The organism is Catenulispora sp. MAP12-49, from assembly GCF_041262705.1.
Taxonomy (GTDB): domain Bacteria; phylum Actinomycetota; class Actinomycetes; order Streptomycetales; family Catenulisporaceae; genus Catenulispora.
This window is the reverse complement of the sequence record NZ_JBGCCP010000003.1, coordinates 63,920-77,399: the sequence shown is the minus strand read 5'-3', so window position 1 is coordinate 77,399 and position 13,480 is coordinate 63,920. Positions and strand designations below refer to the sequence as shown.

12 protein-coding genes are annotated in these 13,480 nt (G+C 70.9%); 1 reads left to right on the top strand and 11 read right to left on the bottom strand.

Annotated elements, in window-relative coordinates; all coding sequences use genetic code 11:
• Window positions 1–6: 6 nt before the first annotated feature.
• The gene (locus tag ABIA35_RS07540; RefSeq protein ID WP_370335535.1) at window positions 7–1,158 is read right to left on the bottom strand and encodes a sensor histidine kinase; all 1,152 of its coding nucleotides are present in this window, start codon (window positions 1,156–1,158) and stop codon (window positions 7–9) included.
• Between the two features lie 202 nt (window positions 1,159–1,360).
• Here ABIA35_RS07540 and phoU point away from each other — a divergent pair, with 202 nt between their 5' ends.
• Window positions 1,361–2,017 carry a phosphate signaling complex protein PhoU gene (gene phoU, locus ABIA35_RS07535; protein WP_370335537.1) on the top strand — a complete coding sequence of 219 codons (657 nt, stop codon included), beginning with the start codon at window positions 1,361–1,363 and terminating at the stop codon, window positions 2,015–2,017.
• A 90-nt stretch (window positions 2,018–2,107) separates the two neighbouring features.
• Here phoU and ABIA35_RS07530 read toward each other — a convergent pair whose 3' ends face one another.
• The 10 genes from ABIA35_RS07530 to ABIA35_RS07485 form a co-directional block, all read right to left on the bottom strand.
• A complete protein-coding gene (locus tag ABIA35_RS07530; protein ID WP_370357441.1) occupies window positions 2,108–3,445 on the bottom strand; it encodes a hypothetical protein in 1,338 nt (445 codons plus the stop codon).
• Window positions 3,446–3,452: 7 nt separating this feature from the next.
• Entirely contained in the window at window positions 3,453–3,986 is a 534-nt protein-coding gene (locus ABIA35_RS07525; protein WP_370335539.1) for a SigE family RNA polymerase sigma factor, read from the bottom strand.
• Between the two features lie 33 nt (window positions 3,987–4,019).
• Window positions 4,020–5,972, bottom strand: coding sequence for a GTP-binding protein (locus tag ABIA35_RS07520; protein ID WP_370335540.1), 1,953 nt, complete (start codon window positions 5,970–5,972; stop codon window positions 4,020–4,022).
• A 162-nt stretch (window positions 5,973–6,134) separates the two neighbouring features.
• Window positions 6,135–6,890 carry a phosphoglyceromutase gene (locus tag ABIA35_RS07515; RefSeq protein ID WP_370335542.1) on the bottom strand — a complete coding sequence of 252 codons (756 nt, stop codon included), beginning with the start codon at window positions 6,888–6,890 and terminating at the stop codon, window positions 6,135–6,137.
• Window positions 6,891–6,950: 60 nt separating this feature from the next.
• On the bottom strand, window positions 6,951–7,499 hold the full coding sequence (locus ABIA35_RS07510) for a YbjN domain-containing protein (protein WP_370335544.1): 549 nt from the start codon (window positions 7,497–7,499) through the stop codon (window positions 6,951–6,953).
• 34 nt (window positions 7,500–7,533) lie between these two features.
• Window positions 7,534–8,817 carry a D-inositol-3-phosphate glycosyltransferase gene (mshA, locus tag ABIA35_RS07505; RefSeq protein ID WP_370335545.1) on the bottom strand — a complete coding sequence of 428 codons (1,284 nt, stop codon included), beginning with the start codon at window positions 8,815–8,817 and terminating at the stop codon, window positions 7,534–7,536.
• A 700-nt stretch (window positions 8,818–9,517) separates the two neighbouring features.
• Window positions 9,518–10,216 (bottom strand): helix-turn-helix domain-containing protein, encoded by a 699-nt coding sequence (locus tag ABIA35_RS07500; protein WP_370335547.1) that lies wholly within the window; start codon window positions 10,214–10,216, stop codon window positions 9,518–9,520.
• A gap of 48 nt (window positions 10,217–10,264) precedes the next feature.
• Window positions 10,265–12,106, bottom strand: coding sequence for a protease pro-enzyme activation domain-containing protein (locus ABIA35_RS07495; protein WP_370335548.1), 1,842 nt, complete (start codon window positions 12,104–12,106; stop codon window positions 10,265–10,267).
• A gap of 144 nt (window positions 12,107–12,250) precedes the next feature.
• Window positions 12,251–12,592: a hypothetical protein gene (locus ABIA35_RS07490; RefSeq protein WP_370335549.1), complete on the bottom strand. Its 342-nt coding sequence runs from the start codon at window positions 12,590–12,592 to the stop codon at window positions 12,251–12,253.
• Between the two features lie 32 nt (window positions 12,593–12,624).
• A complete protein-coding gene (locus tag ABIA35_RS07485) occupies window positions 12,625–13,452 on the bottom strand; it encodes a MarR family winged helix-turn-helix transcriptional regulator (protein ID WP_370335550.1) in 828 nt (275 codons plus the stop codon).
• Between the last annotated feature and the right edge of the window lie 28 nt (window positions 13,453–13,480).

Here is a 13,480-nt window from a genome sequence, read left to right as displayed (position 1 = left end):
GGTCGCTCAGACGGCGCGTGCCAGATCGCGTTCCTCGACACAGACGGGGAGCTTCAGGGTGAAGGTGGAGCCGTTCCCCTCGGAGGACCACACCGTCACCTCCCCGCCGTGCGTGGCCGCGATGTGCTTGACGATCGACAGGCCCAGACCCGTGCCGCCGGTGGCGCGCGAGCGCGCCGGGTCGACACGGTAGAACCGCTCGAAGATCCGCTCCAGGTCCCGTTCGGGTATCCCGATCCCCTGGTCGGTGACGGAGATCTCGACCAGATCGCCGACGTGCTTGACGGTCACCGCCACCCGGGTGTCGTCCGGGGAGTAGTTCACCGCGTTCTCCACCAGGTTGCCCAGGGCCGCGGACAGCTGGGTCCGGTCCCCGCGCACCGCGACGTCGTCCTCGGCGTCGGCGACCAGTTCGATCCGGCGCACCGCGGCGGTCTCGTAGCTGCGGTCCAGCGCGTCGGCCACCACCTCGGCGATGTGCACCTTCTCCGCCGAGGCGGCCAGCGGGGCGTCGATCTGCACCCGCGACAGGTCGATCAGGTCCTGGATCAGCGAGGTCAGCCGGTGCGACTCCTGCTGCATCCGGGCCGCGAACCGGCGGACCGCCTCGGGGTCGTCGGAGGCCGACTGCACGGCCTCGGCCAGCAGCGACAGCGCCCCGACCGGGGTCTTGAGCTCGTGCGAGACGTTGGCCACGAAGTCCCGGCGCACCTCGTCTACCCGCCGGGCCTCGGTGCGGTCCTCGACCAGCACCAGCACCAGGGTGGCGCCCAGCGGGGCGATGCGGACGGTGGAGTGCAGCACCGCGGTCGCGCCGTGCGGCAGGTCCATCTCGACCTGGCGTATCTCGCCGTCCCGGCGCACGTGCCGGGCCAGCTCGAGCAGCTCCGGCGAGGTCAGGCTGCGGGACTTGACCAGTCCCATGGCGTAGGCGGCCGGGGAGGCCTTCACGACGGCGTCGCTGGCATCCAGCACCACGGCTGAGCTGCGCAGGACCTGCAGGACGCCGGCCACGCCCGGGGGCACCGGGTCGTCGCTGGGCGGTTCGGGTGGACCCACTCGTTCCCTCTCACTGAACCGGAAGGCCAAAGCTCCGCTGACCCCGGTACCCAGGCCGATCAGCGCGGCCAGCCCGGCGGTCGCAGCATTGACGTTCACACAGCCAACAGTAAGGGCGCTTCGCACCGCGAACACTCCCACGGATCATTCCGCCGTACCGACGTGGCCAAGAGTTCACTTTCGCGTCCCTGTCGATTCACCTGCGGCATTGTCCGACGACGCCTGAAAAGGGGAGAGTGGACGGCGTCCGCACAGCAGACGAGAGCACACGCGATCACGCGACGACAGGAGCGGTAACCCCATGCGCGACGCCTTCCACGAGGAGCTCGACTCGATCAGCGACACCCTGGTCGAGATGACGCGGCTGGTCGGCTCGGCCATGACCCGCGCCACCACCGCGCTCCTGGACGCCGACCTGACCCTGGCCGAGTCGGTCATCGACGCCGACGACAAGGTCGACGAGCTCCAGCACTCCCTGGACGACAGCAGCTTCGACCTGCTGGCCCGCCAGCAGCCGGTGGCCGGCGACCTGCGCACCATCATCACCAGCCTGCGCATGAGCGCCGACCTGGAGCGCATGGGCGACCTGGCCCGGCACGTGGCCAAGGTGGCCCGCCGCCGCTACCCGCAGTCGGCCATCCCGCCGGAGATCCGCGGCACCATCGTGGAGATGGGCGACATCGCCGCCGAGCTGGTCGCCAAGGTCGGCTCGATCATCGCCGCCCGGGACGTCGAGGCCGCCCTGGCCCTGGAGTCCGAGGACGACGAGATGGACCGCCTGCACCGCGGCCTGTTCAAGGCGCTGATGGACGACAAGTGGAAGCACGGCATCGAGACCGCGGTCGACGTCACCCTGTGCGGCCGCTACTACGAGCGGTACGCCGACCACGCGGTGTCGGTGGCCAAGCGCCTGGTGTTCCTGGTGACCGGCGAGCACCCGACGACGCCGGCGAGCTGAGCGCTCCGGCACACGCGTTCAACGGCTCCGGCCGGCTGCCCTTCTCGGCAGCCGGCCGGAGCCGTTCAGCGTTCTGGCGACAGCCGACCGCTAATAGGGCATGGCCGCCAGCTTCTGGACGTCCGCGATCACCTTCGCCACCCCCGGCGCCTTGACGATCGCCATGGCCTGCTGCGGCGTCAGACCGGGGCCCTGCGGCGCCGTCTCCACGGGCTTGCCCAGCTGCAACGGATCGGCCCCCATGCCCGTGCTCCATGTCATCGGCTTGCCGAGAACCGTGAGCCCGACCATCGATCCCTCGGACTTGCCCGTCCATCCCTCGTAGTAGCCGAGTCGCGGTTTCCCATCCGGGCCCACCTCCCGGGACGAGTGGTCGGCAACGGCAAAACACAGCGAGCCCACCGCACAGGAGTCCTTCACCTGCGACGCGGGGGTGGCACCCCAGCTGAAGGTGTCTACCCCCTCAGGACCCACGAGTTCGAGCCGGCCGGGCGCCCCGGGATTGAGCTTGAGCCGGAACCCCGGCGGCAGGACCTTCTCGGCCTCCGCATTGATCTTCGCCTCGATGCTGTACCGCTCCCGGACAGCCGCGGCCGAGGCCTGGACCGACGGGTCGAAGAGCTGCTGGAGCCCGGCGAATCCCGGCGACTCCACCATCTTCTTGAAGGCCGCCGCGTCGATCGGTGTGGTTCCGGTATCGCCGGCCTGGCCGCTGTAGAGCATGAAGCGGAACGCCGGCTTGGCCGCGTCAGCGGGCTTGAACTCGTACCAGGCGGTGAAGAACCCGGACTTCCCCGGCCCGGTCCCGTCCGGGACCACCGCCATCCGGATCGACCCGCCGGCCACAGCGATCGGAGCCGCCTTCTCCTTGGCGAAGGCGTCCGAATAACCGCTGAGGTCGTCGGCCGTGGTGGGGCCGGCGAACTCCACCGGGTAGTAGCGGCCGCCTGACCGCAGCATGGTCTCCGGCTCGTAGTCACCGGTCGCCATATAGGTTCCGCCGCCGGAGCCGGCCCTTTTCGGATCCGGGGTCACCGTCACCCCGGCCGGAAGCAGCGCGCCGAACACCTTCGGCAGCTGCTCGGTGATCTCCCGCTGCCGGTCCGCGTACGTGGGAGCGGCGTCCTCGTAGGCCTGAGGCGAGATCCTCGCGGGGCCCAGCGACCAGTCGCCGGAGCCGCCCGACCCTCCCCCGGCCACCACCGCCGCCCCGGCGACCACCGCCAGCACGCTCAGCGTCGCCCCGGCCACGGCGAAGCCGCGGCGCCGGGTCACGGCCATCCCGTGCGCGATCGCGCCTTCGGCCAGATCCGCGCGGTGGGTCGGCTCCGGCCCCTCGAAGAGCCGGCCGATCACGTCATGGACCATCAGGTCCGAATTCTGTGCGTCTCCGAAGTTCTGTGCGTCTCCGAAGTTCTGTGTGTCCATTGCTGCCTCACCTGGTTTCTACGGAGTCGGGAAGCAAGGTCGCGAAGTCGCCGAGCCGCTCCCGCAGCTGCGCCAGCCCGCGCGCGGACATGCTCTTGACCGTGCCGGTGCTGATCCCGAGCGCGGCCGCCGTCTGCTCGACGCTCTGGTCTTCCCAGTAGCGCAGGGCCACGACGGCACGCGTACGCGGGGCGAGCTCGGCAAGCGCGGCCAGGATCGTCAGCCGCACCGCGGCGTCGTCCTGCCGGGCGGGCCGGTCGAGCAGCGCCTCCAGCGACGCCGCCTCCCGCTGCCACTTGCGGCTGTCGAGAAAGCAGCGGTAGACGACGCGCCGCGCGTAGGCGTCCGGCAGGTCCATCACCCGCACGCGGTGCCACGCCCGGAAGATCCGCTGGTAAGCGGTCTGGACGAGGTCCTCGGCGAGGTGCCAGTCACCGCACAGCACGTAGGCCGAGCGCCTCAGGTGGCCCTGGCTTCCCGTGACGAAGGCCCGGAACTCCTCGTGGTGCTCCGGGCCGGTGCCTTTCCTGAGAGATCTCACGCAGATACAACCGGGGTAGGCAGGCTCAGGGTTCTAGCCCTTCTCCAATGAAAGATGGCGCAAGTACTGGTCGAGCTCGGCTGGGTTCCCGTCGGTCCGCTCCCGGGCCGCCGGCCGGCTACGCACCAGCCGGTCCCCCGCAGCCTGCGACAGCCACACGGCCTCGCCACGTGTGAGCCCCGGCAGCGTCTTCTCAACGTCCTGCACGGTCCGGGCCGGCAGGTTCCCGCGCAGGGACCACGACGCCGTCCCGCCTTCCGACACCTCGATCTCGGCCTCCGCCGCGATCAGCGCCGACAGTACCGCCGACACGGTGTCGGCCGGCACGTCCAGCTCGAAGGCGTGGCAGGGCTCGTAGACCTCGGTCCCGGCAGCGGTCAGGGCACGCATCAGCACGAACGGCGCGAGCTTGCGGAAGTCGCCCGCGACGCTGGTCACCGAACAGAAGCCGCTGTGCACCATCGTCACCACCACGTCGGTCACCTCCCAGCCGTCGAGCCCCTGCTCCAGCGACCGCAGCACGGTCTCCTCGGTCGCACGGTGGTACACCGGCGGCAGCGCACCGAGCTCGGTCTCGTACCGGAACACCCGGCCGCTGCCCGACGCGCCCGGCGAGACGCGGAATCCGAGGGTGGCGCGCAGGCGGGTGCTCGGATCGTGGTTCATGTCCTCGCGGTGCTCGCCGACGCCGCTGGGCCGTTCGGTGTAGACGGTCCGGCTCGGCTCGAAGAGCGCCTCGACGCCATACTCCTCAGCCAGGGTCGCGGCGACGACCTCCTTCTGGACCTCGCCGTACAGCAGGACCGAACTCTCGCCGCCGGGGAGCGCGCGAGTGCGGATCAGCGGGTCCTGATCGGCCATCTCGACGAGGGCGGCGTGCAGCCGGGTGCGGTCGCCGTTCGCCGCGCGCACCACGGTTTCCAGGCTCGGCGTGGCGAAGTCGGCGGCGGCGTTTGTGTCGCCGTCTGCTGTGTCGGCGTCATCTGTTTTGTCTGCGTTCCCACCGGATCCGAAGCGGTCGCCGACCCGGATCCCCGGCAGTCCCCTGACCTTCGCGATGTCGCCGGGCCGCGCCTCCCCCGCGCCCCCGCCCGGCAGGCCGACGACCTCCAGACCGGTGATCGTCCCGAACTCGGTCCGGTCCCGGGTGCGCAGCATGCCGTTGCGGATACGCACGTAGGCGGTCTTCTCGCCGGCGCGTCCGCGCTCGATGGCGAACACGGTCCCCCGGGTCTCGCCGTCCGGATCGCCCCCGGCGCGCGGCAGCAGCTCGCGCACGCCGCCGACCAGGTCCGCGACACCGACACCGGTGATGGCCGAACCGAAGTAGACCGGGTAGATCTTCGCCAGTGCCGTCTGCCGCGCCAAGGCCGCTCGCAGCTCCACCGGCTCCGACATCCGGTCCTCGACCAACGCGGCCAGCACGGCATCGTCGTATTCGGCCAGCCGCTCGGCATCGGACGCGCTCAGCGCCACGGGCGAAACCCGCGCCGCCTTCGTCCCGATCCCCTCGACCCCGGTCACCGCGACCGCGCCGGGCGTCAGCAGCCGCCGCACATCGGCGAGCAGCTCCTCATCCCGCGCCCCGACCCGGTCGATCTTGTTCACGAACAACAGCGTCGGCACCCGAAGCCGGCGCAGCGTCTTCATCAACCGCCGAGTATGCGCCTGCACTCCCTCGACAGCCGACAGCACCAGCACGGCACCGTCCAGCACCCCCAACGCCCGCTCCACCTCGGCGACGAAGTCGGAGTGCCCAGGAGTGTCGATGAGATCGACCCGCAGATCGCCAACCTCGAAGGCTGCGACGGCGGACTTGATGGTGATCCCGCGCCGGCGCTCGATCTCACCCCGGTCGGTCTGCGTGGTCCCGGCATCCACACTCCCGAGCCGGCCAATGGTCCCGGTCTCGAAGAGCAGACGCTCGGTCAGGCTGGTCTTACCCGCGTCGACATGCGCGAGAATCCCGATGTTCACAGTGGGCACGGTTGGTTGCGTCCTCGAAAGCTCGATCCAAAAGGGAAACGGAGATTTCGAAGCGACGGCGCATGCCCGTGCCCTTTCCGTAGAACGACAGTGCCGCCGTGCAGATTCGCACGGCGGCACCGGTGGGGCAAACGATTTTCGGGCTACTGCCGGCTTCCCGGGCTACTTCTTCCCCTGGTTCTTGACCGCCTCGATCGAAGCCGCGGCGGCCTCCGGGTCCAGGTACTGCCCGCCGGTCTTCGTCGGGCGCAGGTCGCCGTCCAGCGTGTAGAGCAGCGGGATGCCGGTGGGGATGTTCAGGCCGGCGATGTCCGCGTCGGAGATGCCGTCCAGGTGCTTCACCAGGGCGCGCAGGGAGTTGCCGTGGGCGGCGACCAGGACCGTGTTGCCGGAGCGCAGGTCCGGGACGATCGCGTCGTACCAGTACGGCAGCATGCGGTCGACGACGTCCTTCAGGCACTCGGTCTGCGGGCGGAGCTCCGTGGGCAGGCCGGCGTAGCGGGGGTCGTCGAACTGCGAGTACTGGTCGTCCACGGCCAGCGGGGGCGGCGGGACGTCGTAGGAGCGGCGCCACAGCATGAACTGGTCCTCGCCGAACTCCGCCAGGGTCGCGGCCTTGTCCTTGCCCTGCAGGGCGCCGTAGTGGCGCTCGTTCAGGCGCCAGCTGCGGCGGACCGGGATCCAGTGGCGGTCGGCGGCCTCCAGGGACAGGTTCGCGGTGCGGATCGCGCGCCGGAGCACCGAGGTGTGGACCACGTCCGGCAGCAGGTCGTGCTCGCGCAGCAGTTCGCCGCCGCGCACGGCCTCGGCCTCGCCCTTGGCGTTGAGGTTGACGTCCACCCAGCCGGTGAACAGGTTCTTGGCGTTCCACTCGCTCTCGCCGTGGCGGAGCAGGATGAGGCGGTATTCGGCGGTCATGCCGCCAGCCTACTAATCGGCTCAGCGGCTGTTCGGTCCCGTCCACGTCGTGGTCTGGACCTACTTCGGCTGTTCGGTCCCGCTCTCGTCCCGGGTGTCCGTTGTCCGCTCGACGAGGTGGCGGAAGGCGGCGAGGTTCGCCAGCGACTCCCCGCGCGAGGTGCGCCACTCCCACTCCCGGCGGATCGCCGAGGCGAAGCCCAGCTCCAGGAGCTGGTCGAAGGAGGAGTCGGAGGCCGCGACCGCCTCGCCGAGGAGCTGGTCCACGGTCGCGGCGGTGATCAGGCCCAGCGGCAGCCGGCCCACCAGGTAGACGTCGCCGAGCCGGTCCAGCGCGAAGGCCAGCGAGCCGAGCCGGGTGTTGCGCTCCAGCAGCCAGCGGTAGACGCCCTCGTGGTTCTCGTCCGGCCGGCGCGCCACGAAGGCGTTGAGCGACAGCGTGTGGTCGCCGACCACCAGCGAGCACGTGGTCCACAGCTTGTGCTCGCCCGGGAGTTTCACCACGAACGTGCCCTCCGCGGGCTGCTCGTACTCCACACCCGCTTCGGCCACGGCCTCCAGCACCGCCGCGCGCGCGGCGGCCTTCAAGCTCTCTCGATCACCAGCCATGGACCGACCCTATTGCCGTCCCGCCGCCGCCGTCCTACTGGCCGGCGCACAACTCCCGGTACCGGAGCGCCCGCAGATCCTCGATCGAACGGCTGTAGACGTCCGCCGTCGCGGCGGCGGTGGCGGACCAGCCGAAGCGGGCCGCGTGGCCGACGGCGTTCTCGCCGTAGTCGGCCAGCAGGTGCGGAGCGTCGAGCAGCCGCGCGGCCGCCGTCGCGTAGTCCCCGGGGTCGTGCCCGGCGACCAGGACGCCGGAGCGGCCGTCGGCCACGGCCGTGGCCAGGCCGCCGACCCGCGCGGCCACCACCGGCGTACCGCAGGCCTGCGCCTCGATGGCGACCAGCCCGAAGGACTCGCTGTAGGAGGGCACGACCGCGACGTCGGCCGCCCGGTACCAGTCCGCCAGCCGGGTCTGGTCCACCGGCTTCACGAACCGCACCACGTCGGCGATCCCCAGCCGCCGCGCCAGCCGGTGCAGGTGCGTGGGCTCGGCCAGCCCGGACCCGCTGGGCCCGCCGACCACGGCGACGACCAGCTTGTCGCGCCGCTCCGGCGCCCGGGCGATCAGCTCGGCGGCGGCCCTCAGGAGCACGTCCGGTGCCTTCAGCGGCTGGATCCGGCCGACGAACAGCAGGACCTCGGCATCGGCCGGCAGTCCCACCGACTCCCGCGCCGCCAGCTTGTCCCCCGGACGGAAGCGGTCCAGGTCCACGCCGGGGTTCACGGTCGACACCCGGCCCGGGTCGGCACCGTAGAGCCGCACCAGCTCCGCGGCCTCCTGGTCGGTGTTCGCGATCAGCCGGTCGGCGGCGTCCACCACCTGGTCCTCGCCGACCAGCCGGGCCGTCGGCTCGGGGTCGTCGCCGAGGGCCAGCGCGGCGTTCTTCACCTTGCCCAGCGTGTGCATGGAGTGGATGAGCGGCACTCCCCACCGCTCCTTGGCCAGCCATCCCACCTGGCCGGAGAGCCAGTAGTGGGAGTGGATCAAGTCGTAGTAGCCGGGCTCGTGCATGGCCTCGGTGCGCAGCACGCCGGAGGTGAAGGCGCACAGCTGCCCCGGCAGGTCCTCTTTGGAAAGTCCCTCGTAGGGGCCGGCCGTGACGTGCCGCACCAGCACACCGGGCGCGAGGTCGACGGCCGGCGGCAGCGCCCCGGTGGTGGCCCGGGTGAAGATCTCCACCTCGATGCCCAGGTCGGCCAGGCGCCGCGACAGCTCGACGATGTAGACGTTCATCCCCCCGGCGTCGCCGGTCCCCGGTTGGTGCAGCGGAGAAGTATGGACGGAAAGGAGCGCCACACGCCTGGGCAGCGAATCCACGGCGCTCTACCTCCTACATCGGAAAATCCGGGGGTGTCGTCGCAGGCCGCCCAACCGGCTCCGCGCGGGCGCGGGCGGCTGTCGTGGCCGACAACGATGCAACGGCAGGACCTCGGCAGCGCATTCCCCGCCCGGGCCGGCGCCACGCATCAGGGGCGGTCGTCGGATGACTCTACGGGGCATCGCGGACCTCGCCTCACCGCCGACTGACCAGTGAGACGGACGCCATGACCTTGTGCAACGCGCGGAAACCCGTACGGGGAAGTCCTCAGCGGGCCACCGGATGTGAGGAGGAACACGGCGCGAAAAAGGACCCGGCCCCGTATGACCGGTCACGCGGGGACGCGAACGGAACGGGGCCGGGCAGGCGCGCGGGTCTGCACTCGCACACCGCCGAGGGTCGGGCTCCCTCGGAGGGCTCTCAGAGTGGCATGTCCGATGTCAAAACCACATAAGAAAAACCTCTATGCCGCGTAGTAGATGGCCGACGCGAAGCATGACACCGCAGCTCAGCGACTTTTTCTCCGACGTATGGCGAACCGGTGGCGCAGGTCAGGATCTTTATGTGCGGGCGGTGCGGGGCCCATAGAAAGGCCATCGAGACGGCGGTGTCGAGGCGTGGCCACCGGAAAAATGCCGCCAGAACCTGGGAGATTTTGCCGTCGCGGACGGCCTGCCCCCTCGGACGGTCGCCGCCCGGCTACAGCGCGAAGGCGGCCGCCACGAGATCCTTCACGCTCCGTCGGCACTCGGTGTCGCTGAGCATCGCCGAGTCCGGATCCCCGTGCCGGTGCATCGCGAACCAGGCGATCGTCTCGACGATGAAACGCGCCGCGACCGGCACGTCCGGCACCGGCCGCAGCAGCCCGGCCCCGATCCGGGCCCTGAGATACCCGCCGAGCGCTTCCAGCAGGCCCCGGCGAGTCTCGACGTAGTACCACTGCGTCATCTCGGGGAGGTCCTCGGAGCAGCGCGCGAACAGTTTCAGGGCGGTGCTGTTGTCCTCGATGAAGCCGTAGAGTCCGTCGACGACCCGGGCCAGCTCCTCGCGCGCCTCCTCGGCCGACTCCGCGGGCGTCTCGGCAAGCCGCTCACTGAAACCCGCGAGACCACCGCGCGCGGCCGTCCACACCTTCACCGCCTCGACGATGCGCTCGGTCGGCGGCGCCACCACCGGCGTCGCCAACCCCGCGGCCGCCTCGGGATCGAGCACCCGGAGCAGCGCCAGGTAGAGCAGCGCCTGCTTGCTGCCGGCGTAGGTGTAGACGGCCCCGTGGCTCAGGCCGAGTTCGCGGGCGACATCGGAGATGCCGGCCGGGCGGTATCCCTTGTCGGTGAAGACCCGCACGGCCGCGTCGGCCACTTCGGCCAGCGGCCGTGCCGGAAGCCTTCCTCGCATGGCTCGAACCTATGGTGACTGACTTGATCGGTCAACGAAGCGCCGCCGTCACGGATGCCCCTTGCGCAGTCCGGCGATGAAAGCGGCACCGTTGGGTGTACCCACACCGGTGACCGTGTCGTACCCCTTGGCGATGACCTGCTGGCCGGGGCCAGGTACCTGGGCACCGAAGACGTCCAGGCTGGGGCTCATACCGTCGGCGGCCGGGGTGTAGGCGGCGCTGTCCTGCTGCGGCGTGGAGGCGCCGACCGGCAGCACGTCGCGCAGCGCCGAAGTGCCGGCCAGCCGGTACAGCAGGGGATTGATGAAGCCGAAGGGCGCGGCCTGGCCCTGCTGCGCGTCGGCGACCAGGGCCGCGACCAGCGGGGTCGCCAGGCTGGTGCCGGCGTTCGGCAGGGTCTGGTACGGGCCGGGCTTGGCGTCGGTGCCGGTCTGGATGAAGCCGACCATCATGCCGGTGTCCGGGTCGCCGTCGGCCGCGAGGTCGGGCACCGCGCGGCCGGCCACGGTCTTCTTGTCGGCCTTCTCGTCGGCCTTCTTGTCGACCTTCTTGTTGACCTTCTTGTCGGCCTTCTTGTTGACCGGGTCCTGCGCCATCGACGGCGGGACGACGCCCTTCTGGTAGAAGAGCTGGCCGTAGACAAGGCTGGTGCCGCCGCCACCCCCGCCGATGCCTTCGTCGTTCCAGGCGCCGCCGTCCAGCGACGCGCTGTCGGTGGACCAGCCGGTCTCGACGAGCCGCTCATTGTGCGCGCCGATGCCGATGGTGGTGCCGCCCACGACGGTCACGTATGGGTCGGAGCCGGTCATGGTGAGGCCTGGGGTGTCGCCGGAGGCGAAGTACATGCCGACGCCCTCGGCCGCGGCGCGCAGGTCGATCGCGTGCGCGACCTGCTCGGGTTCGATGCCAAGGGGGATCTGCCAGGAGTTGGAGACGATCGTCGCGCTGGGGTGCGCGCCGTCGCCGATCAGGACGGACAGTGTGGCGTCGAACAGGGACTGGTCCTGGTCCCCGCAGCCGCCGGCAACGACCATGAGCTGGTTCGCGTCGGGGGCGAGGGCGTAGAGGGCCTCGGAGTCCATCTGGGCCTCGTCGTCGACGGCGGGGCCGGGCGCTGCGTCGGCAGCGGCGGAATGGCGGGAGGCGGTGTGGTGCGCCGGAGTGTGGCGGTCCGGGGCGCCCTTCGCGGAAGCCGTGCAGCCGATCCCGCCCTCGATCTGCCGGAACTGAGAGCTGCGCGGCGCGGGCAGGTGGTTGGTCTTCGCGTACTCGGTCAGCGTCGCGAACATCGCGGTCGGCGACGCGTCCTCGGTCAGCGCGACGGTCACGCCCTTGCCGGTGTTCGCGGAGGTGGCGCCGTAGACAGCGCGCATCTGGGCGGCGGAGTAGCCGCAGATCGGGAGCGAGGCCTTGGTCAGGCCTTTGTAGGACGGTTGGAGGTTCTGGGTGTGCTGGCCCCAGTACTGCGAGCAGGTCGGAGCGGCCTTTGACGTCGCCACAGGTGCCGACCTCGCCATCGCCGAAGTCGCCGCACCCCCGGCGCCCAGCCCCGTCACGCCGAGCACGTCGGCCGCGAGCGAGGCCGGCACGTCCAGCTTCGTCACCGCACCGGTCGCCGAGACGAAGTCGTGGCCGCTGCTGACGTGGACCTGCTTCAGGCCCGCGTGCGTCAGCCAGTCCGTGACGGCCTTGATGTGCGCGGCCGACGGACCGAAGCGCGCCGTATAAGCGCTCGGACTCAGATAGCGGTGATACCCGGCCCCACCCGGCGTGGACGCCGCGTCGGCGAACCCTGCGGCACCGGCCAGATCAGGGGTCAGCCACACCTGCACGGTGACAGTGTCCGCCGGTGTGCCGGCCGCTTGGGCGCTCCCGGACGTCTCCAGCACGCCGCCACCAATCACCAACGCCGTACAGCCGACCAGAACCTTGACTACGTTTTGTGCTCTCACAGTTCGTACGACGCGGTACACACCGCGCAGGTTGAGAACAATCACCCATACAGCTCAACGCGGGTTGAGGTCAGGCCGTCGTCACGTCGCCGAGCCTCCCATGAGCGCGTAAACCGCCCAAGCGAAAGCCGGCGTCGCGGCCAGCAGCGCACCGAATGCCCAGTAGCGGTTCCCGCGCCTCCGCAGAGCCTGGACGACCGCCGCGACCGAGGTGGCCATCGCGATCGGCCCCAGCACGACATCCGCGATCCATCCGAAGTAGGCGATGAACAAGACGCCGAAACTGACCGCGCTGAGCCGCATCGCGGCCCTGTCGAGCCGACTCCGCTCGACCCGGCCCGCCGGCCGCGGCGGCTGCTGCCACGCGGCGGACTCATCGACCTCGTGAATGACCCGCCCCGTGCCATCACCCCAGGTACGCACGCCGCAAGCTTACTGATCCGATATCGCGGCTCTCACTCAGCGTCGCCGGCGTCCACCGCGGCGGCGATCGGCTCGAACCCCGCGATCAGTTCGTCGAGCTCGTCCGCGCTGAGCACGTCGTACGCGGGCGCCGCCAGTTCGTCGGTGAGCGCCTCGATCCGCTCCCTGGTCGCCCGGCCCGCGTCGGTGAACCCGCCGGCGGCGTCCACCAGGCCGCGTGCGCGCAAGCCCTCGACGACCGCGGCCACCCGCTGCTTGGGCAGGTGGTGCAGCCGGCCGAACTCCTCGGCCCGCATCCCGAGGGAAAGCGCCATCAGGACATGGGCCTCGCTGCCGCCGATGCCGTGGGCGAGCAGGGCTGCGTTATGGCCGTCTCCGCGGTGCTCGCGCAGCAGCGTCGCGGCGTGCCAGAGCCTGGCCACCGGCTCCTCGGGCACCGCGAGCGCGCGGAGCCCGGCGTACAGCGCCCGGCCCTCGGTCGGCGCGCTGACGGCCGCCCGGGTGGCGAGGTCGGCGAGCGGCGACAGGCCCGGGGAGTCGGCGAGCTGTCCGATCCGCTGCCGCAGCGCGGCGGTGCTGCCCCGCTCGCGCACGGCGATCGCCTCCTGCGGAGTGGTCTTCCCCCAGACCCAGGGGATGTGGCGCGCCACCTCGCCCTCGGCGAAGTTGTAGAACACCGCGTGCACCACCTCGGCCGGCGCCAGTCCCAGCGGCCCGGCCCGGCCCGCGAAGTATCCGTCCCAGTAGGTGCGCATGCCCAGGGCCAGGAAACCCTCGTTCGGCACCTCGGAGAAGGTGATGGCGCCGATCGGCTCGACGAGCTGGGACATGCGGTGGATCTTGGTCTGCGGGTGCGGCATCTGTGGTCATCTCCTGGAGTCGCGGCGG

Excerpts from the sequence above, each read along its gene's own strand:
- phoU (WP_370335537.1), top strand. The coding sequence starts at position 1,361 with ATGCGCGACGCCTTCCACGAGGAGCTCGACTCGATCAGCGACACCCTG.
- ABIA35_RS07530 (WP_370357441.1), bottom strand. The coding sequence starts at position 3,445 with ATGGACACACAGAACTTCGGAGACGCACAGAACTTCGGAGACGCACAG.
- ABIA35_RS07515 (WP_370335542.1), bottom strand. The coding sequence starts at position 6,890 with ATGACCGCCGAATACCGCCTCATCCTGCTCCGCCACGGCGAGAGCGAG.
- ABIA35_RS07510 (WP_370335544.1), bottom strand. The coding sequence starts at position 7,499 with ATGGCTGGTGATCGAGAGAGCTTGAAGGCCGCCGCGCGCGCGGCGGTG.
- ABIA35_RS07500 (WP_370335547.1), bottom strand. The coding sequence starts at position 10,216 with ATGCGAGGAAGGCTTCCGGCACGGCCGCTGGCCGAAGTGGCCGACGCG.
- ABIA35_RS07485 (WP_370335550.1), bottom strand. The coding sequence starts at position 13,452 with ATGCCGCACCCGCAGACCAAGATCCACCGCATGTCCCAGCTCGTCGAG.